We start from the raw sequence: 24,829 nt of genomic DNA, 5'->3' as shown, positions 1-24,829 counted from the left end.
TCCGGATCGAATCCAGTCATTCAAGAGGCGGGAGCGCCAGCGCTCCCGCCTTCGCTTTGTCAGGAAATGTCTCGGTAAAGCCTCATGCCCATGAGCAGAGCCTGCCGAAGGACACGCACCAAGTCAGGGCAAGGCTCGTAAAATCAGGGGACCAGCGAAGTCGGCCCCTCCGCCGCAGCGGAAGCCGCTGCCGCTTCCTCCTCGGCCTTCGCCTTGGCGTCGGCGCGCTCGACAAAGCGCATCACCACCAGCGTTCCCTCGAACAGCACCAGCAACGGGATCGCCAGCATCAGCTGGGAAACCACGTCCGGCGGAGTGATCACTGCGGCCACCGCCGTGATCCCGACGACGACATAGCGCCGCGCGCCCACCAGCTGCGCCCGCGTGACGATGCCCGCGCGGTTGAGCAGCATCAGCAGCACCGGCAGCAGGAAGCTCACCCCGAAGGCGAGGATGAACTGCATGACGAGGCTGAGGTATTCCTCGATCCCCGGCAACGCTTCCAACTGCAACCCGCCCTTGTCGCCCTGGAAGCCGATGAACCACTTGAACGCGGTCGGCATGACGATGAAGTAGGCCAGGCTTGCGCCCATCGCGAACAGCACCGGCGTCGCCACCAGGAACGGCAGGAACGCCTTCTTCTCGCGCGCATACAGCCCCGGCGCCACGAAGGCCCACAGCTGGTTGGCCACCACCGGGAAGCTGAACAGGAAGCCCGAAAACAGCGCCACCTTCAGGTTCACGAAGAACGCCGAATAGAGCTTGGTGTAGATCAGCTTGCCATGCCCGTCCGGGAACGCGGCCGACAGCGGATGGACCAGGATCGCAAGGATCTGGTCGACGAAATAATAGCTAGCCGCCGATGCGATCGCGAGCGCGTAGACGCAGCGCAGCAGCCGGGTGCGCAGCTCGAGCAGGTGATCGAGCAACGGTGCCTGGGTCTCGTCCAGATCCTTGATCACGGGCGCGATCATCGGGGCGCCGCCGGGTGTCGGCCGGTGGTGTCCGGCGCGCTTTCGGTGCCGTCAGGTGTCGTTCGGGTATGGTTCGGGTCGGTCGGCGCGTGCGGCGCCAGTTCAGGCGCAACCGATTGAACGGGAACGCTATTCTGGTCCGCAGCAGCGTCCGGCGTCTGGCCGGCGGCAGGATCGGTGCCGGGATGCGCGGACATGATCGCCGCGTTCTGCTCCTTCCACTTGCGTTCCATCTCCTCCAGCTCCGCTTCGCGGATCATGTTCTCGATGCCGGAACGGAAGTGATTGGAAACGCGGCGGATCTTGCCGATCCATCGGCCCGCCGTGCGCAAGGCCAGCGGCAGGTCCTTCGGGCCGATCACCACGATCGCCACAATGACCACCAACAACAGCTCCGAAGGTGCTATATCGAACATCGGCTACCCCGGAAAGCGGACGAAATCAGGCGTTTCCGTTGGTGTTCTGCGGATCGGCAGGGGTCTGCACGGGCGCGGCCGGCGGCGGTGCCTGCTGCGGAATCTGCGCCGAGGGCGGAACCACCGGACGATCGGTTTCCTCGTTCATGCCCTGCTTGAAGCTTTTGATTCCCTTGCCGAAATCGCCCATCATTTCGGAAATGCGACCACGGCCGAACAGGATCAGAACCACCAGCGCCAGGATGATCAGGTGCGGTAGGGAAAGGCCACCCATCGTAAATTCTCCTTCGTCCTACAGATAGGACATGCCGAGGCAAACTGCCAGCAAGTCAGGAAGATTCATCTTCCCCATCGGCGCTGCCGCCCCTGTCGTCCTCCATGCCTCCCGTCAATACGGCAAAGGCGTCGTCCACCGGGTCGAGCAGGCCAGCGGCGCGCAATTCCTCGATTCCCGGCAGGTCGCGGCGCGAAGAAAGGCCGAAATGCGCGAGGAATTCGCCCGTCGTGGCATAGATCGTCGGCCGCCCCGGCACCTCGCGCCGTCCCGCGATCCGCACCCAGCCCGCCTCCATCAGCACGTCGAGCGTGCCCCTGGCAGTTTGCACGCCGCGGATCGCCTCGATCTCGGCACGGCTGACCGGCTCGTGATAGGCGATGATCGCCAGCGCCTCGGTCGCCGCGCGCGATAGACGGCGCACGTCCTCCTTCTCGCGGCGCAACAGGTGCGCCAGATCGCCGGCGGTCTGAAAATGCCACCGCCCGCCGCGCTCGACCAGTTCGACGCCGCGCCCGGCATAGTGCGCCTGCAATTCGGCCAGCGCGCCCCGCACCGACGCACCGCCAAGATGCCGGGAAATCTCGTCCACGCTCAAGGGCCTGTCCGCCGCGAACAGCGTCGCCTCCACCGCGCGGACCAGATCATCGGGCGCGCTCACGCCGCCACCGCACGCAGCAGCAACGGACCGAAGATCTCGTCCTGCACCAGTTCGGCCTTGCCCTGCTTGGCAAGTTCCAGCGCGGCGACGAAGCTGGAAGCGAGCGCGGAACGGCGCAGTTGCGGGTTGTCCCACCCCTCCCCTTCGCCGGACGGCAGGAAACTGCGCAGCTCGCGCCATTCGAGCGAAGTGCCGAGCATGGCCCCAACGCGCGAAAGCGCGGATTCCAGCGTCATCACCGGCCGCTCGCGCACCATGTGCACCACCGGGACTGTGCGCGCCTTGACCGTGCCATAGGCCTGGATCACGTCGAACAGCTCGCACTGCCAGCGGTTCCGGCGATCAACGCGCAGCCCCTCGGGCGCACCCCGCGCGAAGACATCGCGCCCCAGCCGGTCGCGCGCCATCAGCCGCGCCCCCGCCTCGCGCATCGCGCCCAGCCGCTGCAACCGCAATTGCAGCTTGAGCGCCAGTTCTTCCGGACTGGGCTGCATTTCCGGATCGCGCGGCAGCAGCAGCAGCGATTTGAGATAGGCCAGCCACGCCGCCATCACGAGGTAGTCGGCGGCCAGTTCCAGCCGCAGCGCCTCGGCCTGGTTGATATATCCGAGATACTGGTCGACCAGATCGAGGATCGAAATCGTGCGCAGGTCCACCTTCTGCCGCCGCGCAAGGTCGAGCAGCAAGTCGAGCGGCCCTTCCCACCCTTCCAGCTCAAGATAGAGCGCGCCGCCTTCACCGCCCGCCGCGCCGCCGGAAGGCAGGCCGTCCCATGCCTCGTCGCCGTCGAACAGGCTGGGGACTGGGAGGTTGGCGGGGGCGACGTCGTCCATCATCCCGCGGCTGTCATGCCAGTGCGAGCAGCCGGTCGCGCTTTTCGGCCAGCGCCGCCTGCTTGCCGAGGTCGGCCGGTCCGTCGAACGGTGCGGTGGGCGCGAGCGCGCGGTCCAGTCGGACCCGCGTTTCCGCGCTCATCGATGCAAGCGCGCGGGCAATGCCGACCATGTCGTCCATTTTCGCCCAGCAGTTGAGCGCCAGATCGCATCCCGCCGCCTGCGCGCGCGCCGCGCGTTCGGGCACGGTGCCGTCCAGTGCCTGCATATCGAGATCGTCGGTGAGCAGCAGGCCGCCAAAGCCGATGGCCTTGCGGATGATCTCGTCGATCACGAAAGGCGACTGGGTCGCGGGGTTCTGCGCATCCCACGCGGTGTAGCGCACGTGTGCGGTCATCGCGATCGCCGCATCCTTCAGCGTGCGGAAGGGCGCCAGATCGAGCTCCAGCTCGTCGGCGGAGGCGGTGACGGTGGGCAGCTGCTTGTGGCTGTCGGCAAGCGCGCGGCCGTGGCCGGGCATATGCTTGACCACGCCCGCCACTCCGGCGCGCGCCAGCCCGTCGAGCGTGGCGCGGCCCAACGCTGCGACCCGCAGCGGCTCGCAGCCCAGCGCACGGTCGCCGATCACGTCGTGCGCACCCGGCTGGCGGACATCGAGCAAAGGCAGGCAGTCGACCGAGATCCCCGCCTCGGCAAGGTCCAGCCCCAACGCCTCGGCATTGGCGCGCGCCGCTTCGATCGCGCTGGCTGGGGCCAGGTCATAGAGCCGGTCGAAGCGTTCGCCCGGCGGATAGGCCGCCCAGACCGGCGGTTTCATCCGTGCGACACGGCCGCCTTCCTGGTCGATGGAGATGAACGTGCGGTCCCGTCCATGGAGCGCGCGCAGTTCGTCGGTCAGCGCGCGCAGCTGCGCGCGGCTTTCGACGTTGCGGCCAAACAGGATGTAGCCCGCCGGGTCCGCATCGCGGAAGAAGGCACGCTCGTCATCGGTGAGGGCCAGTCCGGAAAGGCCGAAGATCGCCGGTAGCATGGCCGGAGAATCGCGGATTTACGGCGGTTTGGCAAGGGCGACCGGGGCGTTGGCGGGGGAAAAGCCCCCGCCCCTCCGTCAGCCGCTTGCCGCGGCTGCCACCTCCCCATCCGCGCCTTTGCGCCAACGGGGAGGATCAGGTCAGGTCAGCGCTTCACCTGGCACTTCAGGCCGCCCGACTGGAGCGTGCCGCACAGCGTATTGGCGGCGCCCACATCCCCGGCGAGCGCCTGGAGGCGATAGACGGTGCCGATGTCCGCGCGGCCTTCGACAACGCGGTGGTTCAGGCCCTTGAGCGCCTCGTGCGTGGTGGACAGCTTGCTCCACGCGGCTTCCGCGGCGGCGCTGCTGGAAAAAGCGCCGATCTGGACGCCAATGCCGCTGGGCGCAGGCGCGGGTGCCGGGGCCGCACTGGCCGAAGGCGCGGGCTTGGGTGCTGCCGACGGCGTCGGCGCTGGTGCCGTGCTGCCCGCGATGTTGGCAACCGGACGGCCACCATCGCTGACGGTGAAGCTCGAATCGCCGGTGCCCTGGAAGGTCTTTCCACCCGGCTCCTTGGGCGCGATCTTGTAGGGTTCCTTGCTCGCCTCGATCAGGCTGCCATCAGCCTGCGCCGGCGCGCTGGCGCGGTGCGAGGCCCAGTAGATCGCGCCAACGATCACGGCGAGCAGGATCACGGCGAGCACGCCGAAGCCGACCAGCCGGCCGTTATCGGCCAGCGGCTCGTCAAGATCGACATCGTCGGCGCTTTCCAGCCACGGCAACCGTTCCTCGTCGCCGAGCGCGAGCCGATCGGCCGAAGCGCGGTGATCTTCGTCGAACGGGGTGGGATCGCCCGGGCGCGCGGCATTCGGCCCGGCTTCCAGCGGCTCATCCTCGGGCAGATGCTCGTCCCAGTCGTTGTGCAGGCCGTTTCCGGCCCCACTTGCCCCGTTCACCCCATTTACCATCGCGTCAAAGCTCCTCGGCGGCCTCCACCCCGAGCAGGGCGAGGCCATTGCGGACTACCTGCCCGATTTGCGCGGCGAGGAAAAGGCGTGCCTCGGTCAGGCGGGCATCCTGTGCCACAATGAACCGCTTGTCCGGCCGATCATTGCCCACGTTCCAGAAAGCATGGAACGCGGCGGCCAGATCGGCGAGGAAGAAGGCCACGCGGTGCGGCTCGCGCGCGGCGGCAGCGCCTTCGACCACGCGCGGGAACTGCGCGGCGAGCTTGATCACGCCCAGTTCCTCTTCGCCCAGCAGCGGCAGGTTCGCATCCGACGGGCCGAAGCCCTCGGCCGCGCCCTTGCGCAGGGTCGAGCAGATGCGCGCGTGGGCATACTGCACATAGAACACCGGGTTGTCCTTGCTCGCCTCGACCACCTTGGCGAAGTCGAAGTCCATCTGCGCGTCGGGCTTGCGGGTGAGCATGGTGAAACGCACCACGTCCTTGCCCACTTCGCGCACGACATCGGCCAGCGTCACGAACGTGCCCGCGCGCTTCGACATCTTGACCGGCTGGCCATCGCGCAGCAGCTGGACCATCTGCACCAGCTTGACCTCGAAGGGCTTGGGCTTGCCCTCCGCGCCGGTCAGCGCGGCAACGGCAGCCTTGATCCGCTTGACCGTGCCGGCATGGTCGGCGCCCCAGATATCGACAAGCGCGTCGGCGGTCTGCGCCTTCTGGAAGTGATAGGCGAGATCGGCACCGAAATAGGTCCACGCGCCGTTCGACTTCTTGATCGGGCGATCCTGATCGTCGCCGAACTTCGTCGAGCGGAACAGGGGCAGCTCCACCGGCTCCCAGTCCTCGAGCGTCTTGCCCTTGGGTGCCTCAAGCAACCCGTCGTAGACGAGATCGTGGGCGCGCAGCCAGGCTTCGGCCGCATCGACCTTGCCCGATGCCTGAAGCTCGGCTTCGGAGCTGAACAGGTCGTGGTGGATGCCCAGCAGCGCGAGATCCGAGCGGATCATCACCAGCATCGCGGCAACAGCCTTCTCGCGGAACAGCACGAGCCATTCGGCTTCCGGCGCGGCGGCGTACTTGTCCCCGAATTCGGCGGCGAGCGTCTGTCCCACAGGAACCAGATAGTCGCCCGGATAGAGGCCTTCGGGAATCTCGCCCACGGCCTCGCCCAGCGCCTCGCGGTACCGGATGTGCGCCGACCGCGCGAGCACGTCGACCTGCGCGCCGGCGTCGTTGACGTAATATTCGCGGATGACCTCGTGCCCGGCATATTCGAGCAGCGCAGCCAGCGCATCGCCCACCACCGCGCCGCGGCAGTGGCCCATGTGCATGGGGCCGGTCGGGTTGGCCGAAACATATTCGACATTGACCACGCTGCCGCCGCCCATGCCCGAGCGGCCATAGTCGTTGGCGGCGCGCGCGATCAGCGCCAGTTCGTCGATCCACGCGGCGGGCGCGAGGCGCAGGTTGATGAAGCCGGGGCCGGCGATTTCCGCAGAGGTGACGCGCGCGTCCTTCGTCAGCTCATCGACCAGCGCGGTGGCCAGCGCGCGCGGATTGGTGCCGGCGGGCTTGGCCAGCACCATCGCGGCGTTGGTGGCCATGTCGCCATGGCTGGGATCGCGCGGCGGCTCGCACGTCACCGCACCGCGCGGCAGGCCGGCAGGCAGCGTGCCAGCGGTTTCGAGCGCATCGAGCGCGGCGTCGATAACGTTCGCGATTTCGGCGAACAGCGGAATGGTGTGGCTCGTCATGGGACGGGCCGTTAGCGGACCTTGAGCCAAAGCGCCACCATGCGCTTGTGCGGCTGGCCCGCTCGCCGGGCCCGCGGCCTTAGCGGGTGGCGTTGTAGGCGAGCTGGTCGTTGGTCAGCTGGAAGCCCACGAGCAGTTCGAAGCTGGCCCTGGCGAGCGCGGCCTTCACGTCCGGCTGGGCCAACGGGTCGACGGCGGCATCGGGATCGCCGGCGCGGCGCTTCTTCGACAGGCGATCGCGGATCGGCTTGGGCAGAGTCGCCTCGGTGCGATCGACATAGGACCCGGCGCGGCCCTGCGCGCTGGCGCGTTCCTGCCCGTCGGCGAAATCGATGCCGATGGTGCCGATCCGCTTCGAGATCACGGCGTTGCCCCCGCGCACAACGGTGCTGAAATAGGGCAGGTCGACATGGCGTGCGCCGCGGGTGTCGGCGCGGCGGGCAAGCACGTCGAACGTCGCCTCGGTATAGAGCTTCGGCTCGCCGGCCGCATCGTTGCAGGTGCTGCGCAGGTTGGTGATCGCCGCCGTCACGTCGATGGCTGCCGAATCGGTGCGGCCGGGCACCGAGAAGAGCGTGACGTCGCCGGTCATCTCGGGGATCGCCACCACCGGGCACGGGCTGCGCAGCGCGGTCACGCCCACGCTGTCGTCCACCACGAGTTCGCCCTTGTTCTTCGAGCAACCGGAAAGCGCGACCGCCAGCAGGGAAGCGCCGATCACGGCAAGACGGCGGGGCGTGGCGATCATGGGCGCAATTTCCTCAATAGACGAACCGTGCGGCGCCGAATGCGGCACCGGGCTTGCGCGTCACCTCTACCCACCGTCGCCGGGTTCGGCAATGGTCGCCCGGACCGGCCTGCCCGGCGCCAGCGGGCTACCGCTGACGCGCCGCCGCTGCTAAGGGGGCGCCGATGAACGCCAGCTTTCCAGACTCCGCCGCGCCGATGGCCGCAAAGCCCCCGCTCCAGCTTCTGATCGCAGCGCCGCGTGGCTTCTGCGCCGGCGTCGACCGCGCCATCGAGATCGTCGAGCGCGCTATCGATCTGTATGGTGCCCCCGTGTTCGTGCGGCACGAGATCGTCCACAACAAGTTCGTGGTCGACAGCCTGAAGGCCAAGGGCGCCGTTTTCGTCGAGGAACTCGACGAAGTGCCCGATGGCGCCCCCGTGGTCTTTTCCGCGCACGGCGTGCCCAAGATCGTGCCCGAGGCCGCCACGGCGCGTGGCCTGGACTGGCTCGACGCGACCTGTCCGCTGGTGAGCAAGGTCCACCGCCAGGCCGAGCGCAAGGTGGAAGCGGGCAAGCACATCCTGTTCGTGGGCCACAAGGGCCACCCCGAAGTGATCGGCACGATGGGCCAGGTGCCCGAAGGATCGATCACGCTGGTGGAGACCGTCTCAGACGTGGCCGGGCTGGATTTTCCCGCCGGCACGCCGCTCGCGTTCCTGACGCAGACCACGCTGTCGGTCGATGACACCGCCGAGATCATCGCGGCGCTGAAGGCGCGCTTCCCGCAGATCGTGGGGCCGCGCGCCGAAGACATTTGCTACGCCACCTCCAACCGGCAGGCCGCGGTGAAAGCCATCGCCGCGAAGTGCCAGCTGGTGCTGGTGATCGGCGCGCCCAACAGCTCGAACTCGCTGCGGCTGGTCGAAGTGGCCGAGCGCGAGGGCACGCGCTCGCGTCTGATTCAGCGCGCGAGCGAGATCGAGGAAAGCTGGCTCGACGGCGTGACAACGCTGGGCCTCACCGCCGGGGCCTCCGCGCCCGAGCTGCTGGTGCGCGAGGTGGCCGACCGCGTGGCCCAGTGGCGCACCGTGACCGAGGAAACGGTGACCACCGCCGAGGAGCACATGGTGTTCAAGCTGCCGCGCCAGCTGGTCGGCTGAGAGGCGGGACCATGGCAGTCTATACGCACCTCGGCGCCGAGGACATGGCGGCGCTGATCGACGCGTTCGATGTCGGCACACTGGTTTCGGCCAAGGGCATCGCGGAAGGCGTGTCGAACAGCAACTGGCTGATCGACACCACCGGCCAGGATGGGCGCGGCGCGCGCTTCATCCTGACGATGTACGAGTTTCGCATCGAGCTGGGCGACCTGCCCTATTTCCTCTCGCTGCTCGACCATCTGGCCGCGCAGGGTTGCCCGGTACCGCGCACGATCCACGACCGCGAGGGCAACCTCTACCGGATGCGGGGCGACAAGGCGTTGGCGCTCATCGAATATCTGCCAGGCGTTTCAGTGAGCGATCCCACGCCAGGACAGGCACGCGCGGTGGGCCGGGCGCTGGCGCAGATGCACCTGCGCGCCGAAGGCTTCGCCGGGAACCGTGCCAACGGCATGGGCGTGGCCGAATGGCAGCGACTGGCCGCCGAATGCGGGCCGGACGGGCTTGCCCAGATCGCCCCCGAACTGGCGGAGATCGTGGCCGGGCACCTCCCCCGCCTCGCCAGCGCGTGGCCGGGCGATTTGCCGCGCACGGTCATCCATGCCGATCTGTTCCCCGACAACGTGCTGATGCTGGGCGACACCGTCACCGGGCTGATCGACTTCTACTTCGCCTGCAACGACATGGCCGCCTACGACGTGGCGGTGACTCACGCCGCATGGTGTTTCGACGCCAGCGGCACGGGTTTCCGCCCCGACCTGTCGGAAGCGCTGCTTGCCGGGTACGAGGCCGAACGTCCGCTCTCCGCAGAGGAACGCGCGGCCCTGCCCCTGCTCGCACAAGGCGCGGCGATGCGCTTCATCATGAGCCGCGCCTACGACTGGCTGAACACGCCCGCCGATGCGCTGGTGACGAAGAAGGACCCGCTGGCCTTCGCCCGCCGGCTGCAATTCTACGTCGCCAACCCGCAGGTGTTCGCATGAAGCACGTCCAGATTTTCACCGACGGCGCATGCAAGGGCAATCCGGGCAAGGGCGGCTGGGGCGCACTGCTGCGCATGGGCGAGCACGAGCGCGAACTGGTCGGCTCGGAAAAGCTCACCACCAACAATCGCATGGAGCTGATGGGCGCGATCCGCGCGCTGGAAGCGCTGAAATCGCCGTGCAAGGTCACGCTCCACACCGATAGCCGCTACGTGCTGGACGGCATCACCAAGTGGGTGTTCGGCTGGCAGAAGAAGGGCTGGAAGACAGCCGACAACAAGCCGGTCAAGAACGAGGACCTGTGGCGTGCACTCGTCGCGGCGGTAAAAACGCACGAGGTCGAATGGGTCTGGGTGCGCGGCCATGACGGCCACCCCGAAAACGAGCGAGTGGACAAGCTGGCGAGCGACGCCGCGCTGGCCGCCTGATGTCCAGTCCCCTCCCCGGGCGAGGAGGGGGAGTCTGGCGGCGTCAGGCCGTGGTCGTGTCCACCACTTCAGCCGTCGGCCCGTTCTTCAGGATCGAATCGATCGCGTTCTTCGCGCTGGCCTTCGAGGCATAGCCCTCGGTCCAGAAAATCGTTTCGCTGTTGTAGCAGAAATAGGCGACGAACTCGCCCGCCTTGTTCTTACGGATCTCGAAACGGTGCGCCACTGCGGCTCTCCCAGCTGTGCGTCCAAGCCCCCGGCGGGGAATAGCACGCAGCCCGGCGCGCACAAACCGTAACTATGCCGCGGCGGTGAAGCGCGACGGTGCATAGGCGGCAGGATCGATTCGCGCCGTCAACGCGTCGGAACCAAGGCCCAGCAACAACTGCGCGCCCAGCCGCGCGGCGGCCGGTGCGGTCTGGATGCCGAAGCCGCCCTGCCCGGCGAACCAGAAGAATCCGTCCACCGCCGGATCGAAACCGTAGATTGGCAGCCGGTCGGGCGCGAAGCTGCGCAGCCCCGCCCAGCGTCGTTCGACCGCCTCGACTTTCCAGTCGACCACGTGATTCATGCGGTCGATGGCGATGGCCACGTCCAGTTCCTCGGCCGCGGCATCACGCGCCACGTCCGGCGTCTCGTCGTGCGGCGAGAGCCACAGTCGCCCGCCTTGCGGCTTGAAGTAGAAGTCCTCGTTGATGCCCAGGGTCAGCGGCAGATCGGCCGGCGGGACGGGCTCGGTGCGCAATTGCACCACGGTGCGCCGCAGCGGGCGGATGCCCAGCGGAGCCGCGCCCGCCAGTGACGCGACCGTGTCTGCCCAGGCCCCGGCGGCATTGACCACCCGCCCTGCGCGCGCCTCGCCATCGCGCCAGGCGATCCGCCATGCCTCGCCCTCGCGCTCGATGTGTTCGATTCGAGCCCGCACGCGAAGCACGCTGCCGATGCGCGCGGCGACCGCCAGATAGTGCTGGTGCAGGCCCGCCACGTCGATGTCGGCGCAGTCCGGCTCCCACGCCGCCACGCACCACGCGGGCGAAAGACCCGGCACACGCGCCGCCAGCGCCGCGCCTTCCAGCAGTTCGACCGTCACCCCCAGCGGGGCGAAGCGCTCGACGAAGGCCTCCACCTTGGTCCGGTCTTCCTCGCGGCCGATGTTGAGCGCGCCGCGCGGCGAAAGGAAGCCGCCCTCGCGCAGGAACCGGCCCGAAGCCTCGGTCAGCGGCAGTACGCCCGGCCCGCCATAGGCTTCTTCCCAGAACGCGGCGGAGCGGCCGGTAGTGTGGTAGCCGGGCGCGTCCTCCGCCTCGACCAGCAGCACACGGGCATGGGGAGCGCATTCGGCGGCAAGGCTCGCGCCTGCCATGCCCGCGCCGATGATGGCGACGTCGAAATGTTCGGTCATGTCGGCGATCAGCCCTGCAAGCGCGGGGCCATGCGGTCAAGGAAGTCGTCGATGGTAGCCAGCACGCGGTCGCGCACCGCGTCCACTTCGCGCAGCAGCTCGTGCCGTCCCTCGCGCCCCCAGACCGCCAGCTGCGCGCGCGGCAGACGCCGCGCCGCGCGCTCGGACGCCTTCCACGCGACCAATCCGTCATAGCGAGCAGCCAGCACCAGCACCGGCGTTTCGATCGCTTCCAGCACCCCCGGCGCGGAAAGCCGCGCGACCGAATCGGCGGCGCGCTCCACCCAGCCCCAGCTCGCCGGTCCCATCGCCAGCGCGGGGCGATGCTCCTTCCACCACAGTTCGTCGGCGTAGCGATCGACATCGTGGGTCAGCAGCGCGGCCCGTCCGGCCAGACTCGCGCCCGGCTTCTCGCTCGATGCCCAGGCCATGCGCCGCGAATCGCCAATACGGCACATCAATCGGGCGACTGCGTGCTGGACAAAGGCGGGGATCGGCGTGACGAATCCGAGCATCGGCGCACTTAAAACAACCGCATCGGGTGTAATTTTCCGTTCCGCCAGCGTGCGCAGCACAAGGTGGCCGCCCATCGAATGGCCCACCAGCACGTGCGGTCCGGGGGTGGTCTCGGTCCAGTCCCGCCACAGCGCGGCAAGGTCCTCCACCCACACAGAAAAGTCCTCGACGTGGCCCGTCAACGGGTCGCTGGTGAAGCGACCGGACCCGGCCTGCCCGCGCCAGTCGGCGGCAGTTACGTGCCAACCCTCATCCGCCCAGTAAGCCAGTGTTTCCAGATACTTTTCATAAAAGTCGGCGCGTCCCGGAAGGAACAGCAGGGATCCCCGTGGCGCCGCCTGGCCCGTGCCCGGCGGGCTCGGCCAGTCGATCCGGCGGATCGCGTAGCCATCGGGCGCGAGCCACGTTCCCTCGTGCGCGGCGGGGGGAATGCTGCGTCTGTCGAAAGCGTCCGTCATGGTCCCGAGTGCGTGCCTGCCTGCCTTCGCGCCACCGGGAAATCCGCCCGGTTCCGGGGATAATCTTGGTTACCGTTTGGTAAGTGATTGCCCCGTATGGCCTCAAACCATGCAGGAAAACACCTTCGTCTACGCACTGGTCGGCGCCTTGGCAATCGCACTGCTTGTCGCTGCTTTCACCGACATCCGGCGTCGCCAGATCGACAACTGGCTGAACGCGGCGGTGGCGCTTGGCGCCCCCCTGTACTGGTGGGCTTCTGGCCTCAGCCTGTGGCCAGAGGTGGCATTGCAACTGGGCGTGGCGGCACTCGCGTTCTTTGCGCTCGCCGGCCTGTTCGCGATGAAGATGATGGGCGGCGGCGATGTGAAGCTGCTGACCGCGCTGGCGCTGTGGCTGCCGGCGATGCTGTTCCTCAAGCTGCTCGTCATCATGGCGATTGCCGGCGGCGTGCTCACCGTGGTCCTGGCCATGTGGCACACCGCGCTGCGCCGCAAGGACAAGCTCAAGATCCCCTACGGCGTGGCGATCGCCGGCGCCGGGCTGTGGGTACTCAGCCCCACACTCGCTGCCGCATTGCACGCGGCCAGCGCGGGATAGGCCAATTTTAACCATTTTGTCCGATTGAGACGGGCACTTGGACAACGTTTGACACGGTTTTAACAGGGCGGGATTGTAGCCATGGACAAGAAGAAGCTGTTGCTGCTGGTGGGGGCACTGATCGTTGCGATCGGCACCGCCTTTGCCGCCAGGAGCCTGTTCTCCGGCGCGTCCACGCCGCAGGCGGAAGCCGCAGCGAAAATGCCGCTCGGCCCCAAGGTGCTTGTTGCACAGCGCGGGCTGCCGGTCGGCACGATCATCACCGCAGACTCCATCGGCTACCAGAACTGGCCCAAGGACATGGTCCAGGACGCCTACTTCGTCGAAGGCGAGGCGGACATGGCCAAGCTGCTGGGCACCGTGGTGCGCAACCCCATCACCGCCGGCGAGCCGGTCACGCAGGGCTCGCTGGTCGCACCGGGCGACCGCGGCTTCCTGGCCGCCGCGCTGCAGCCGGGAATGCGCGCCGTCACCATCCCCGTCAGCGCCCGCACCGGCGTCGCCGGCTTCGTCTTCCCGGGCGACCACATCGACCTGGTCCTGACGCAGACCGTCAAGGTCAACGAGGGACAGGCGCTCAAGGCGTCCGAAACGATCCTCAAGAACCTGCGCGTGCTCGCCACCGACCAGTCGACCGAACAGGAAATGGTCGAAGGCAAGACCCGCGTCCGCACGTTCAGCACCGTCACGCTCGAAGTCACGCCGAAGATCGCGGAAGAAGTCGCGGTGGCGCAGACCATCGGCACGATCAGCCTGTCGCTCCGCTCGCTGTCCGACAACTCCTCCGAACTCGAACAGGCGGTCGCTTCCGGTACGGTCAAGGTTCCCGCCGGTGCCAGCAAGGCCGAGGAAGAACGCCTGCTCAAGGCCGCGATGACCCGCCCGCTTGACCGTGGCAGCACGTTTGTCACCGGCGGCGACGTCTCGCGCTTCCAGCGCAAGACCATGCCGCTGACCGAACTGAACGGCGCACCGCGCCAGGATCCTGCCCCCGCCGCTCCGCCGATGATGCGCGGCCCCGCAATGGGCGGTGCCCCGATGGCCCCCCGCGGCCCGGTGGTCCGGATTACTCGCGGCAAGACGACCGAAGCCGTTCCGGTGAGCAGCCGCTGATGCGTCGCCCAGCCCACACCGCCGCTCTCCGCCGCCCGCTTGCGAAAGGCAAGATCATGAAGGCACCGCTTCTTTCCACCCTGCTGGGTGCGACCATCGCCGCAGGCGCCATCGCGGTCCCCGCGTTCGACAGCGCCCAGGCGCAGAGCGTGACCAGCCCGGCACGCAGCATCGCCCTGTCGATCGGCCGCGGTGAGCTTGTCACCCTGCCCGGCAGCATGGCCGACGTGTTCGTCGCCAACGACGAGATCGCCGACGTGCAGGTCAAGTCGGCCAACCAGCTCTACGTGTTCGGCAAGGCGGGCGGCGAGACCACGGTCTATGCCAGCAATGCCGCCGGCGCCGTGATCTGGTCGGCCAACGTCCGGGTCGGCACCAATCTCGACAGCATCGACCAGATGCTTCATCTCGCCATGCCCGAAGCGCGCATCGCCACCTCGACGATGAACAACACGGTGCTGCTGACCGGCACCGTCGCGGCGCCCGAAGACGCGGCCGAGGCGGAGCGCCTGGTCAAGGCTTTCGTCGGCGAGAAGACCACCGTCATCAGCCGCCTGAAGATGGCGACGCCGCTTCAGGTCAGCCTGCACGTCAAGTTCGCCGAAGTCAGCCGCACGCTGGTGCGCAACCTCGGCATGAACTGGACGAGTGCCGACGCCAGCAGCGGCTTCAAGTTCGGACTGGGCCAGGGCCGCGCCTTCTACCCGCAGGCGACCGCCGGCGGCCCGCTGGTGATCGGCACCAAGGGTTCCGACGGCACCACCGTGGTAACCCCCAACTCGAGCGGAACCACGCTGGCCGGCGCGGGCAAATTGCTGGGCCTCGATCTCCTCGGCGCACTTGATGCGGGCGAAACGGTCGGCCTCGTCACGACGTTGTCCGAGCCGAACCTCACCGCGCTGTCGGGTGAAACGGCGGACTTCCTTGCCGGCGGCGAATATCCGATCCCGATCAGCCAGGGACTCGGCGCCACGTCGATCGAGTACAAGAAGTACGGCGTCAGCCTCGCCTACACCCCCACGGTGCTGGCGGACGGGCGCATCTCCATTCGGGTTCGCCCCGAAGTATCCGAACTCTCGGCGGACGGCGCGGTGAGCCTCAACGGCTACTCGATCCCCGCACTCACCATCCGCCGCGCCGAAACCACGGTGGAACTGGGTTCGGGCCAGAGCTTCATGATCGCCGGCCTGATGCGCAACGGCAACCAGAACAACGTCACCAAGATGCCGGGGGCGGGCGACGTGCCGATCCTCGGCTCGCTGTTCCGCTCGACCGCCTTCAAGAAGGGCGAGACCGAGCTGGTGATCGTGGTGACGCCCTATCTGGTCACGCCGGTGGATGCGAGCGCAATCAAGCTGCCGACCGACGGCTTCCGCGCTGCCGACGCGCTCAGCCAGTTGCTCGGCAACCAGGAAAACAACGGCGTGACCGGCGGCGATCGCCCCAAGCCGAGCGAGAAGCAGGGCCCCGCCCCGTCGAACCCGAAGGTCGGTGCGCTCGATCGCCCGACCGCACCGGTCGCCGATGATCGCCAGTCGCGCAAGCTCGCCAAGGACCATGCGTCCGGCGGTGCCGCGCCCGGCTTCAACCTCAAGTGAGAAGGGACTTCCGGATGCCCACGACCAAGCCTCTTGCCGGCGCCGCGCTCGCCCTCTCGCTCGCCCTGGTCCTTTCGGGATGCGGCGGCATGGCGACCAACGCCTCGCTCGACAGCGTCCACCAGCCGGTGGTCGAACGCAACAACTACGTGCTCGACCTCGCCACGCAGTCCGATGGCACGCTGGCCGTCGCCGAACAGCGTCGCCTCGCCGGCTGGTTCGAGACGATGGATCTCGCTTATGGCGACCGCGTCTCGATCGACGATCCGCTCGGCTCACCTGGCACCCGTGCCTCGATCGAGGCCGTGGCCGCACGCTTCGCCATCGTGATCGCGGAAACCGCCCCGGTCACCGAAGGCGATGTCTATCCCGGCACGGTCCGGGTCGTGGTCACCCGCACTGTCGCCTCTGTGCCGGGCTGCCCGGACTGGTCCGCGAAGTCCGACGCCAACGCGCGCAACGCGACCTCGCCCGGCTACGGCTGCGCGGTCAACGCGAACCTCGCCGCGATGGTCGCCAACAAGGAAGACCTTGTGCGCGGCGCCCGCGGCCGTGGCGATACCGTGGTGATGAGTTCGAGCAAGGCAATCGACGCCTATCGCACGCAGGAGCCGACCGGGAAGGAAGGCCTCAAGGTCAATTCGACCAGCAAGTCCGCAGGGGGGGGTAACTGATCCATGAGCGCACCCTGGAAAAACGGCAGCCGCGACATGTTTGCTGCCTTCATGTGCGACGACGCGGCGCTCGACGTGCTGCGCCCGGTCGCGGTGGACATGGGCTGGCAGCCCGAGAAGTGCGCCAAGGGCGGCCTTCGCAACGCGGTCCAGTCACTGTCGATCACGGCCAGCCCGGCGATCCTGATGGTCGACCTGTCGGAAAGCGGCGATCCGCTAAACGACATCAACGCGCTGGCCGAAGTGTGCGAGCCGGGCACCGTCGTGATTGCGGTGGGCCAGGTCAACGACGTGCGCCTCTACCGCGATCTCATCGCCTCGGGCATCCAGGACTACCTGCTGAAGCCGCTCTCGCCGGGCCAGGTGCGCGATGCACTGGTACAGGCGCAGGCGATCTTCACCGCGCCCAAGAGCCACGACGCGACCACGGTCAAGCGCCACATCTCCACCGCCGTGGTCGGCACGCGTGGCGGCGTCGGCGCCTCCACGCTGGCCACGTCGCTGGCGTGGCTGTTCAGCAGCGATCACAAGCTGCCGACCGCGCTGCTCGATCTTGACGTGCATTTCGGCACCGGCGCGCTGACGCTAGATCTCGAACCAGGCCGCGGCCTGACCGACGCAATCGACAATCCCAGCCGCATCGACGGACTGTTCATCGAACGCGCGATGATCCGCGCCAATGACAATCTGGCGATTCTCTCGGCCGAAGCGCCGATCAGCGCCCCGCTGATGACCGATGGCAGCGCTTTCGTGCAGCTGGAGGAGGAATTCCGCCACGCGTTCGAGATGACGATCATCGATCTGCCGCGCAACATGCTGATCAACTTCCCGCACCTGCTGGCGGACGTGAACGTGGTGGTCGTCACCACCGAGCTCACGCTGGCGGGCGCGCGCGATGCGATCCGCCTGCTTTCATGGCTCAAGACCAACGCCAGCCATGCGCACCCGCTGGTCATCGCCAACAAGGTCCACGCGGGCGTGGGCGAGATCAGCAAGTCGGATTTCGAAGCCTCGATCGAGCGCAAGATCAACTTCACGATCCCCTACGACGTGAAGGCGGCGGCCAACGCCGCGAAGCTGGGCCAGACGTTCGTCGGTGCGAACCGCGGGACCAAGGCCGGCGTGATGATGCGCGACCTTGGCGAGGCGATCATCGCGCTGCAGGACGAAAAGGGCGAGGTCGACAAGACGCCGCGCAAGACGCCCACGGGATCGCTGCTCGGCAGGTTCGACCTCAAGAAGATGCTGGCGCCGAAGGCCAAGACCCCGGCGTGACCGGCGGGATGACCGACGGCGGGGCCGCACGGCGCCAACAGGTTGGTGAAGAACAAGGCAGGATAGCCCGATGAACATCGTCCAGTTCCTGATCATGTCCATCGGCATCATGGCGGTGCTGGTGCTGGGCTATGCGGCGTTCAGCGGGCCTTCGCCGACCAAGGAAAGCGCGCGCCGGCTCCAGCAGGTCCGCTTCCGCCACTCGGACAACGCCAATGACAAGGTGGAGGCGCAGTATCGCAAGGCGGTCGCGGCGCGCAAACCCAAAGCTTACCGCCTTGCCGGCTCCGCCTCGCGGCTGGAAGCGCTGGAACTGCGCCTGCACCGCACCGGCCGGAACTGGACGCTGAGCCAGTACCTCTACTTCTCCGGCGGCCTGGGCATGGCGGTGCTGCTGCTGGTCTATCTCAAGTCCGGTGCGCCGCTGCTGGCGCTCGGCGTCGGCGTGGTCGTGGGCGCCGGCGTGCCGCACTTCCTCGTCGGACGAGCGATCAACAAACGCTTCGATTCGTTCGTCACGCGCTTTCCCGAAGCTCTGGAACTGCTGGTGCGCGGCTTGCGCTCGGGCCTGCCGATCAGCGAGACCCTGCAACTCGTCGCGGTCGAACTGCCCGGTCCGGTGGGCGAGGAGTTCAAGCTCGTCAACGATCGCATCAGGGTCGGCCGCACGATGGAGGAATCGCTGCAGGAAACCGCCGACCGGCTCAATATGGCCGAGTTCAGCTTCTTCTGCATCACCCTGGCAATCCAGCGCGAGACGGGCGGCAACCTGGCGGAAACGCTCGCCAACCTCTCGGACGTGCTGCGCAAGCGCGCGCAGATGAAGCTCAAGATTCGCGCGATGAGTTCGGAATCGAAAGCCTCTGCCTATATCGTGGGTGCCTTGCCGTTCATCGTGTTCGGCCTGATCTACTGGGTCAACCCGACCTACATCGGCAAGTTTTTCGTCGACGAACGCCTGATCATCGCCGGCATCGGCGGGTTCATCTGGCTCTCCCTTGGCGCATTCATCATGGCCAAGATGGTCAACTTCGAAATCTGACGGGGAGGCAACAAGTAATGCTCAGGACCCCGCAAGGACCCACCCTGCTCGGCTTCGACGTGATCGCCGTCGGCTCGATCATGGTCGGCATCGCCGCCGCCGCGATCATGCTGGCAATCTACGCCGCGGTGACGGTCCGCGATCCGATGGCCAAGCGCGTGAAGGCGCTCAACGAACGGCGCGAACAGCTCAAGGCCGGCATCATCACCGCCAACGCGCGCAAGCGCGCCAGCATCGTCCGCCGCAACCAGACGACCGATTCGATCCGCTCGTTCCTTGAATCGCTGCGCGTGCTTCAGGACAGCCAGCTCAAGGTGGTCCAGCAGAAGCTGGCGCAGGCCGGCATCCGCAAGAAGGAATGGGCCGTCGCTGTCATCCTGGGCCGCATGATCGGGCCGATCGTGCTCGGCCTGACCGCATTCGTGCTGATCTACCTGGTCAACTTCTTCCCCGAATGGGGTTCGATGAAGCGTTTCACCGTCTTCGCGATCCTCGTCATCGCGGGCTACAAGGGGCCGGACCTGTTCGTCCAGAACCTTGTCGGCAAGCGCACCGTGGAAATCCGCAAGGGCCTGCCGGACGCGCTCGACCTGCTGGTGATCTGCGCCGAGGCCGGCCTGACCGTCGACGCCGCGTTCAGCCGCGTCGCGCGCGAACTCGGCCGCGCCTATCCCGAACTGGGCGACGAATTCGCGCTCACCGCGATCGAACTGTCCTTCCTCACCGAACGGCGCCAAGCGTTCGAGAACCTTGCCTACCGCGTCAATCTTGAATCGGTGAAGGGCGTGGTCACGACCATGATCCAGACCGAGCGCTACGGTACGCCGCTCGCCTCCGCGCTGCGCGTGCTCTCGGCCGAGTTCCGCAACGAACGCATGATGCGCGCGGAAGAAAAGGCGGCACGTCTGCCCGCGATCATGACCGTGCCGCTCATCCTGTTCATCCTGCCCACGCTGTTCATCGTCATTCTCGGCCCTGCCGCCTGCTCGATCAGCGACAGCATGCTGGGCGGCAGCGGGAAACCTGGAGCCATGGCCCCCGCCCCTGCCTCCTGACACAGCGTAAACCGCCAACACAACAAAAGGCCCCGGATCAGCAAGATCCGGGGCCTTTCATGTTACTGCCGAGGCGGACCGATCAGCTCGGCACGACCACCTGTTCGATGGCACCGAAGATGCTGTGCCCGGCCTTGTCGCGCACTTCGATACGCACCTTGTCGCCGTGCCGCAGGAACGGCGTGGCCGCTACGCCGGTCGCGATCTGCTCGACCATGCGCTGTTCGGCGATGCAGGCATACCCATGCCCGCCCTGCGCCACCGGCCGGCCCGGCGATCCATCGGCATCGCGATTGGAGACTGTGCCCGAGCCGACGATCGAGCCCGCGCCTATGTTCCGCGTCTTGGCCAGATGCGCGATCAGCACTCCGAAATCGAACGTGCAGTCCTCCGCCGCGGCCAGCCGCCCGAACGGCTGGTCGTTGAGATCGACCGAAACAGACAGGTGCAGCTTGCCGCCCTGCCAGGCGTCGCCCAGCGTCTCCGGCGTCACGAACACTGGCGAGAAGTGGCTGGCCGGCTTTGACTGCACGAAGCCGAAGCCCTTGGCGAGTTCAGCGGGGATCAGGTTGCGCAGCGAAACGTCATTGACCAGCCCCACCAGCCGGACGGCAGCGCGCGCTTCCTCAGCCGATACGCCTTGCGCGACATCGCCGGTCACGACCACCACTTCCGCTTCGAAATCGCCGCCCCATGCCTCATCCGGCAGGACCAGCGGATCACGCGCGCCGCGCAGGTCATCGCTGGCACCCTGGTACATCAGCGGGTCGGTCCAGAAGCTTTCGGGCAGCTCCGCACCGCGCGCCTTGCGCACCAGTTCAACGTGATTGACGTAGGCGCTGCCGTCCGCCCACTGATGGGCGCGTGGCAGCGGCGCCGCCGCCTCGCGCTCGTGGAAGCGCTTGCGCGGGATGGCCTCATGCTCCAGCTCGATTGCCAGCGCTTCAAGATGGGGCGCATGACGCTCCCACTCATCGAGCAGGCCCTGCATCGTGGGCACGATATGATCAGCGTCGGTATACCAGGCGAGGTCGTTCGACACGACGATCAACCGACCGTCGCGCCCCTGCGGCAGCGATGCGAGCTTCACTTGACGTCCCCTTCCAGCGTACGCACGGACTTGAGCAACTTGTCGAGCAGCCCGCGCAGCTTGTCAGTTTCGCGCGGAGTGAGAGCGGCGAAGATCTTCTCGTAGATCGCCAAGGCCTGCGGCCAGATCTGTCCATGCATCGCCCTGCCCGCCTCGGTCAGTTCGAGATGGTGCGAACGCCCGTCCGCCACGTTGGGGCTGCGCTGGACCAGCGCGCGCTCTTCCAGCACCTTGCACGCGCGGTTCACGGCGACCTTGTCCATCAAGGTGGCGCGGACGAGATCGCGCTGGGTCAGCGCGCCGGCATCGCCCAGCACCGCCATGATCCGCCATTCGGGCAGTTTGAGCCCGAACTCGTTGCGATATTCGTCCGATATCAGGCCGCTCACCGCATTGGAGGTGATGGCCATCCGATAGGGAACGAAATCGGCGAGGCGGGTGTGAGTTCCGGGCATGTAATTGGTATCCACTGAAACCAGCTTGCGTGCAAGCGAAAGAATGTGGCGCCCGTATTGAGCAGGCCCCCTTAGAAAATGCGCCTGCCTATCACCAAATGAAATTTTCTTTACGTCAACACACGCCCAGCTATCGCGTCGAGTTTGGCCATCAGCTGCCGATCGCGCTGTTCGGGCGCGGTCATGATCGCGCCGTCGAGTGCCCGGTCGAACGGGCTGGCATCGCGCACCTGGGGAAGCGCCGCGGCCAGTCCGGCCACGGTCGCGCGCGCCAGAGCGGCATTGCCGTGCATGACCGCCAGCACGTCAGACACCTCGACGTGGTCGCCTTCGCGCCAGCTGTCGTAATCGGTGACCATGCCCAGCAGCGCATAAGGCAGCTCCGCCTCGCGAGCGAGCCGGGCCTCGGGCAGCGCGGTCATGCCGATCACGTCGGCGCCCCACTGCCGGTACATCCGGCTTTCCGCGCGAGTTGAAAACTGCGGCCCCTGCATCGCCAGATAGCACCCGCCGCGGTGGACCACCGCGCCCGCCGTCACCGCGGCATCCGCGGCAATGGCGGAAAGCCGCGCACAAACCGGATCGGCGAGCGACACGTGCGCCACCAGCCCTTCACCGAAAAAGCTCTGGGGCCGCGCATGCGTCCGGTCGATGAACTGGTCGACCGCGACGAAGCTGCCCGGGGCCAGTTCCTCGCGCAGCGAACCGATGGCCGAGATCGCGAGAAGGTCGGTCACGCCGCAGCGCTTCAACACATCAATGTTGGCGCGGTAGTTCACCGCCTCGGGTGAGATGCGGTGCCCTGCCCCGTGGCGCGGCAGGAACGCAAACGAGACGTCTCCGATCCGGCCTAGCGTTACCGGGCCCGAAGGCTGCCCGAAAGGCGAGCCGACCTCGATCGTCTGCACGTCATCGAGCATCCCCAGGGCATAGAGCCCCGAGCCGCCGATCACACCGATGCGCCAGCCGCCGTCAGGCCGACGGGTGCGCAAGAATGCCCGCCATGATGAAGTCGACGGTATGCTCGCGGTAGCGGTCGCGCAGTTCCTGCGTCAGCGTGTCAGTGCCGTAGCAATGCTTCAGCACCAGCCGCGCCGAGAAGAACCGGTCCGCCGCCCCGGTGACGGTGAAGTAGAACAGCTGCGGGTCGATAGGCCGGAACACGCCCGCCTTCACGCCCGAGCCGATGAACCGGTCGTAAGCCTGCCCCAGGGGAGTCAGATACTTGTCCGCGATTCGCTTCGCCTCGGCCTCATCGCTGTCGCGCACCAGCCGCATCAGCAGCCGGTTGAGGTAGGGGTAGGCATAGTACGTGTCGATGCAGGCGCCGATATGGCGCCTCAGCTTGGCTTCGGGCGGCATCGCGTCCTTCGCCAGCAGGGCATCGACCGAACGGACGATAGTCGTCATGTCCCGGTCCAGCAGGGCCTTGAGAAGCCCCGCCTTGTTGCCGAAATAGTATTTGACCAGTGCCGAGTTCAGCCCAGAGCGAAGGGACAGTTCCGACAGCGAAATGTCGACCTGATCCCCTTCGCGCATGATGGCCGAAGCCGTATCGAGCAAAAGCTCGCGCGCCCCCTGCTGTTCCACGTTGTCCGTGCTTCCCGTCGTATCGTTCATTCGTAACCCGGCTCGTCCCACCACGGATAAAAGTCGGGCATATCCGAAGAAACACGCGCAGGGTAGCTGGGAGCGCGCTTTTCGAGGAAGCTGGCCACACCTTCCTTGGCATCGGCCCCGCGCGAGAGCGTGTAGATCGCCCGGCTGTCGATCCGGTGCGCCTTCATCGGGTGATCGTATTGCGGATTGTGCCATAGCATCGCGCGGGTCATCGCGACCGACACCGAGCTGGTGTTGTCGGCGATTTCGCGTGCCAGCGCATTGGCTGCGGGCAAAAGATCCTCGGGCGCGTGAACCGAGCGCACCAGCCCGCCACGCAGTGCTTCCTCGGCATCGAAAATGCGGCCGGTCATGGTCCATTCGAGCGCCTGCGGCATCCCGACGATGCGCGGCAGGAACCAGCTCGAAGCGGCCTCGGGCACGATGCCGCGGCGGGCGAAGACGAAACCGAAGCGCGCCTTGGTCGATGCGAGACGAATGTCGAACGGCAGCTGCATCGTCACGCCGATGCCCACGGCCGCGCCGTTGATCGCGCCGATGATCGGCTTCTTCGACTGGTAGAGACGCAGCGTCAGCAATCCGCCGCCATCACGCACGCGCGGGTCGGACAGGTCAGCCACCTGCTCGCCGCTCGAAAACACGTGCTTGCCGTCTTCGGGGGTCAGGTCGGCGCCGGCGCAGAACGCGCGGTCGCCCGAACCGGTGATGATCACCGCGCGCACGCTGTCATCGGCATCGGTGCGATCGAAAGCGTCGATGATTTCCGACATCATCGTGCCGGTGAAGGCGTTCATCTTCTCCGGGCGATGGAGCGTCAGGGTGGCAACCCCATCCGCGATATCGAGCTTGATCTGCTTGTATTCGGTCATGGCCCTCTCCCGGGGAAGAAAAAGGGCCGGGGTCTTTGCGCCCCGGCCCATCATTATCGTTGGATCAGCGCGGCGCCATGCGGATGGCACCGTCAAGGCGGACGTCTTCACCGTTGAAGTAGCCCGTCTCGATCATGCAAAGCGCGAGATTGGCATATTCCGCCGGATCGCCGAGGCGCTTGGGGAACGGCACCGACGCGGCCAGGGCGGCCTTCACATTGTCGGGCGCGGCAGCGAGCAGCGGGGTGTTGAAGATACCCGGCAGGATCGTGTTGACGCGAATGCCTTCGGCCATCAGGTCGCGCGCGATCGGCAGGGTCATGCCAACGACGCCGGCCTTCGAAGCCGAGTACGATGCCTGGCCCATCTGACCGTCTTCAGCCGCCACCGACGCGGTGTTGACGATTGCACCGCGCTCGCCGAACTCGCCCACCGGGTCGAGCGTCATCATGCCTGCCGCCGACTTGGCGATGCAGCGGAACGTCCCGACCAGGTTGATCTGGATGATCATGTTGAAGGCATCGATCGGGAAGTGCTGGATCGAGCCGTCTTCCTTCGAGCGGCTGGCGGTCTTGATCGCGTTGCCGGTGCCGGCGCAGTTGACCAGGATACGCTCCTGGCCAATCGCGGCGCGGGACTTGGCGAAACCGGCGTCGACGCTTTCGTCGCTGGTCACGTTCACTTCGCAGAACACGCCGCCCAGTTCAGCCGCGAGCGCTTCGCCCTTTTCCTTGTTCAGGTCGAACAGGGCGACCTTCACGCCCTTGGCCGCCAGCGCGCGCGCCGTCGCGGCGCCAAGGCCCGAGGCGCCGCCGGTGATGACGGCGGAAACGGTATTGTCGAGATTCATGGTATTATCCTCCCTCGGGAAT

28 protein-coding genes are annotated in these 24,829 nt (G+C 67.0%); 10 read left to right on the top strand and 18 right to left on the bottom strand.

Features of this window, described 5'->3' with window-relative positions:
- Nucleotides 1-143: 143 nt before the first annotated feature.
- The 9 genes from tatC to OLX02_RS00195 all read right to left on the bottom strand — a co-directional run bounded on the left by tatC (nucleotide 144) and on the right by OLX02_RS00195 (nucleotide 7,639).
- Complete coding sequence (gene tatC, locus OLX02_RS00235; protein WP_264419328.1) at nucleotides 144-974, bottom strand: twin-arginine translocase subunit TatC; 831 nt, start codon at nucleotides 972-974, stop codon at nucleotides 144-146.
- The gene (tatB, locus tag OLX02_RS00230; protein ID WP_264419327.1) at nucleotides 971-1,390 is read right to left on the bottom strand and encodes a Sec-independent protein translocase protein TatB; all 420 of its coding nucleotides are present in this window, start codon (nucleotides 1,388-1,390) and stop codon (nucleotides 971-973) included. The genes tatC and tatB overlap by 4 nt, the downstream gene beginning before the upstream one ends.
- Nucleotides 1,391-1,415: 25 nt before the next feature.
- The gene (locus tag OLX02_RS00225) at nucleotides 1,416-1,664 is read right to left on the bottom strand and encodes a Sec-independent protein translocase subunit TatA (RefSeq protein ID WP_264419326.1); all 249 of its coding nucleotides are present in this window, start codon (nucleotides 1,662-1,664) and stop codon (nucleotides 1,416-1,418) included.
- A 55-nt stretch (nucleotides 1,665-1,719) separates the two neighbouring features.
- On the bottom strand, nucleotides 1,720-2,325 hold the full coding sequence (gene scpB / locus OLX02_RS00220; RefSeq protein ID WP_264419325.1) for an SMC-Scp complex subunit ScpB: 606 nt from the start codon (nucleotides 2,323-2,325) through the stop codon (nucleotides 1,720-1,722).
- Nucleotides 2,322-3,161: a segregation and condensation protein A gene (locus tag OLX02_RS00215; RefSeq protein ID WP_413630021.1), complete on the bottom strand. Its 840-nt coding sequence runs from the start codon at nucleotides 3,159-3,161 to the stop codon at nucleotides 2,322-2,324. The genes scpB and OLX02_RS00215 overlap by 4 nt, the downstream gene beginning before the upstream one ends.
- A gap of 10 nt (nucleotides 3,162-3,171) precedes the next feature.
- Nucleotides 3,172-4,188: a beta-N-acetylhexosaminidase gene (gene nagZ / locus OLX02_RS00210; RefSeq protein WP_264419324.1), complete on the bottom strand. Its 1,017-nt coding sequence runs from the start codon at nucleotides 4,186-4,188 to the stop codon at nucleotides 3,172-3,174.
- A 146-nt stretch (nucleotides 4,189-4,334) separates the two neighbouring features.
- Complete coding sequence (locus tag OLX02_RS00205) at nucleotides 4,335-5,138, bottom strand: SPOR domain-containing protein (RefSeq protein ID WP_264419323.1); 804 nt, start codon at nucleotides 5,136-5,138, stop codon at nucleotides 4,335-4,337.
- A 4-nt stretch (nucleotides 5,139-5,142) separates the two neighbouring features.
- The gene (gene argS / locus OLX02_RS00200; protein WP_264419322.1) at nucleotides 5,143-6,891 is read right to left on the bottom strand and encodes an arginine--tRNA ligase; all 1,749 of its coding nucleotides are present in this window, start codon (nucleotides 6,889-6,891) and stop codon (nucleotides 5,143-5,145) included.
- A 79-nt stretch (nucleotides 6,892-6,970) separates the two neighbouring features.
- Nucleotides 6,971-7,639 (bottom strand): hypothetical protein, encoded by a 669-nt coding sequence (locus OLX02_RS00195; protein ID WP_264419321.1) that lies wholly within the window; start codon nucleotides 7,637-7,639, stop codon nucleotides 6,971-6,973.
- A 164-nt stretch (nucleotides 7,640-7,803) separates the two neighbouring features.
- On the opposite strand from OLX02_RS00195, the gene ispH reads away from it, so the two are divergent.
- The 3 genes from ispH to rnhA are packed head-to-tail and all read left to right on the top strand — an operon-like array spanning nucleotide 7,804 to nucleotide 10,192.
- Entirely contained in the window at nucleotides 7,804-8,781 is a 978-nt protein-coding gene (gene ispH / locus OLX02_RS00190) for a 4-hydroxy-3-methylbut-2-enyl diphosphate reductase (RefSeq protein ID WP_264419320.1), read from the top strand.
- A gap of 11 nt (nucleotides 8,782-8,792) precedes the next feature.
- Nucleotides 8,793-9,764 carry a homoserine kinase gene (thrB, locus tag OLX02_RS00185; RefSeq protein WP_264419319.1) on the top strand — a complete coding sequence of 324 codons (972 nt, stop codon included), beginning with the start codon at nucleotides 8,793-8,795 and terminating at the stop codon, nucleotides 9,762-9,764.
- A complete protein-coding gene (rnhA, locus tag OLX02_RS00180; RefSeq protein WP_264419318.1) occupies nucleotides 9,761-10,192 on the top strand; it encodes a ribonuclease HI in 432 nt (143 codons plus the stop codon). The genes thrB and rnhA overlap by 4 nt, the downstream gene beginning before the upstream one ends.
- A 43-nt stretch (nucleotides 10,193-10,235) precedes the next feature.
- Here rnhA and OLX02_RS00175 read toward each other — a convergent pair whose 3' ends face one another.
- The 3 genes from OLX02_RS00175 to OLX02_RS00165 form a co-directional block, all read right to left on the bottom strand.
- Entirely contained in the window at nucleotides 10,236-10,418 is a 183-nt protein-coding gene (locus OLX02_RS00175) for a YegP family protein (RefSeq protein ID WP_264419317.1), read from the bottom strand.
- 72 nt (nucleotides 10,419-10,490) lie between these two features.
- Nucleotides 10,491-11,594, bottom strand: a complete 1,104-nt coding sequence (locus tag OLX02_RS00170) for an NAD(P)/FAD-dependent oxidoreductase (protein WP_264419316.1) — start codon at nucleotides 11,592-11,594, stop codon at nucleotides 10,491-10,493.
- An 8-nt stretch (nucleotides 11,595-11,602) separates the two neighbouring features.
- Complete coding sequence (locus OLX02_RS00165) at nucleotides 11,603-12,568, bottom strand: alpha/beta fold hydrolase (RefSeq protein WP_264419315.1); 966 nt, start codon at nucleotides 12,566-12,568, stop codon at nucleotides 11,603-11,605.
- A gap of 109 nt (nucleotides 12,569-12,677) precedes the next feature.
- Here OLX02_RS00165 and OLX02_RS00160 point away from each other — a divergent pair, with 109 nt between their 5' ends.
- The 7 genes from OLX02_RS00160 (at nucleotide 12,678) to OLX02_RS00130 (ending at nucleotide 19,923) form a co-directional block, all read left to right on the top strand.
- Nucleotides 12,678-13,166 (top strand): prepilin peptidase, encoded by a 489-nt coding sequence (locus tag OLX02_RS00160; RefSeq protein ID WP_264419314.1) that lies wholly within the window; start codon nucleotides 12,678-12,680, stop codon nucleotides 13,164-13,166.
- 81 nt (nucleotides 13,167-13,247) lie between these two features.
- Nucleotides 13,248-14,279 carry a Flp pilus assembly protein CpaB gene (cpaB, locus tag OLX02_RS00155; protein ID WP_264419313.1) on the top strand — a complete coding sequence of 344 codons (1,032 nt, stop codon included), beginning with the start codon at nucleotides 13,248-13,250 and terminating at the stop codon, nucleotides 14,277-14,279.
- A 56-nt stretch (nucleotides 14,280-14,335) separates the two neighbouring features.
- Nucleotides 14,336-15,877 (top strand): type II and III secretion system protein family protein, encoded by a 1,542-nt coding sequence (locus OLX02_RS00150; protein ID WP_264419312.1) that lies wholly within the window; start codon nucleotides 14,336-14,338, stop codon nucleotides 15,875-15,877.
- A 14-nt stretch (nucleotides 15,878-15,891) separates the two neighbouring features.
- Nucleotides 15,892-16,551 carry a CpaD family pilus assembly protein gene (locus tag OLX02_RS00145; RefSeq protein ID WP_264419311.1) on the top strand — a complete coding sequence of 220 codons (660 nt, stop codon included), beginning with the start codon at nucleotides 15,892-15,894 and terminating at the stop codon, nucleotides 16,549-16,551.
- A gap of 3 nt (nucleotides 16,552-16,554) precedes the next feature.
- Nucleotides 16,555-17,826 carry a pilus assembly protein CpaE gene (locus OLX02_RS00140; protein WP_264419310.1) on the top strand — a complete coding sequence of 424 codons (1,272 nt, stop codon included), beginning with the start codon at nucleotides 16,555-16,557 and terminating at the stop codon, nucleotides 17,824-17,826.
- A gap of 70 nt (nucleotides 17,827-17,896) precedes the next feature.
- Nucleotides 17,897-18,868 (top strand): type II secretion system F family protein, encoded by a 972-nt coding sequence (locus tag OLX02_RS00135; RefSeq protein ID WP_264419309.1) that lies wholly within the window; start codon nucleotides 17,897-17,899, stop codon nucleotides 18,866-18,868.
- A gap of 17 nt (nucleotides 18,869-18,885) precedes the next feature.
- Nucleotides 18,886-19,923, top strand: coding sequence for a type II secretion system F family protein (locus OLX02_RS00130; RefSeq protein WP_264419308.1), 1,038 nt, complete (start codon nucleotides 18,886-18,888; stop codon nucleotides 19,921-19,923).
- Nucleotides 19,924-20,005: 82 nt separating this feature from the next.
- On the opposite strand, the gene OLX02_RS00125 is transcribed toward OLX02_RS00130, so the two are convergent.
- The 6 genes from OLX02_RS00125 to OLX02_RS00100 all read right to left on the bottom strand — a co-directional run bounded on the left by OLX02_RS00125 (nucleotide 20,006) and on the right by OLX02_RS00100 (nucleotide 24,807).
- Nucleotides 20,006-21,013, bottom strand: coding sequence for a fumarylacetoacetate hydrolase family protein (locus OLX02_RS00125; RefSeq protein WP_264419307.1), 1,008 nt, complete (start codon nucleotides 21,011-21,013; stop codon nucleotides 20,006-20,008).
- Nucleotides 21,010-21,468, bottom strand: coding sequence for a MarR family winged helix-turn-helix transcriptional regulator (locus OLX02_RS00120; RefSeq protein WP_264419306.1), 459 nt, complete (start codon nucleotides 21,466-21,468; stop codon nucleotides 21,010-21,012). The genes OLX02_RS00125 and OLX02_RS00120 overlap by 4 nt, the downstream gene beginning before the upstream one ends.
- A 110-nt stretch (nucleotides 21,469-21,578) precedes the next feature.
- On the bottom strand, nucleotides 21,579-22,460 hold the full coding sequence (mtnP, locus tag OLX02_RS00115) for an S-methyl-5'-thioadenosine phosphorylase (RefSeq protein WP_264419305.1): 882 nt from the start codon (nucleotides 22,458-22,460) through the stop codon (nucleotides 21,579-21,581).
- Complete coding sequence (locus OLX02_RS00110) at nucleotides 22,441-23,088, bottom strand: TetR family transcriptional regulator (protein ID WP_264419304.1); 648 nt, start codon at nucleotides 23,086-23,088, stop codon at nucleotides 22,441-22,443. Before OLX02_RS00110 ends, mtnP begins: the two co-directional genes overlap by 20 nt.
- Complete coding sequence (locus OLX02_RS00105) at nucleotides 23,085-23,957, bottom strand: crotonase/enoyl-CoA hydratase family protein (protein ID WP_264419303.1); 873 nt, start codon at nucleotides 23,955-23,957, stop codon at nucleotides 23,085-23,087. Before OLX02_RS00105 ends, OLX02_RS00110 begins: the two co-directional genes overlap by 4 nt.
- A gap of 64 nt (nucleotides 23,958-24,021) precedes the next feature.
- Entirely contained in the window at nucleotides 24,022-24,807 is a 786-nt protein-coding gene (locus tag OLX02_RS00100) for an SDR family NAD(P)-dependent oxidoreductase (RefSeq protein ID WP_264419302.1), read from the bottom strand.
- Nucleotides 24,808-24,829: the final 22 nt, after the last annotated feature.

This window comes from Novosphingobium sp. KCTC 2891, assembly GCF_025938155.1.
Classification (GTDB): domain Bacteria; phylum Pseudomonadota; class Alphaproteobacteria; order Sphingomonadales; family Sphingomonadaceae; genus Novosphingobium.
Note: the sequence above shows the minus strand (reverse complement) of the source record. Positions and strands in the feature narration are given on the sequence as shown.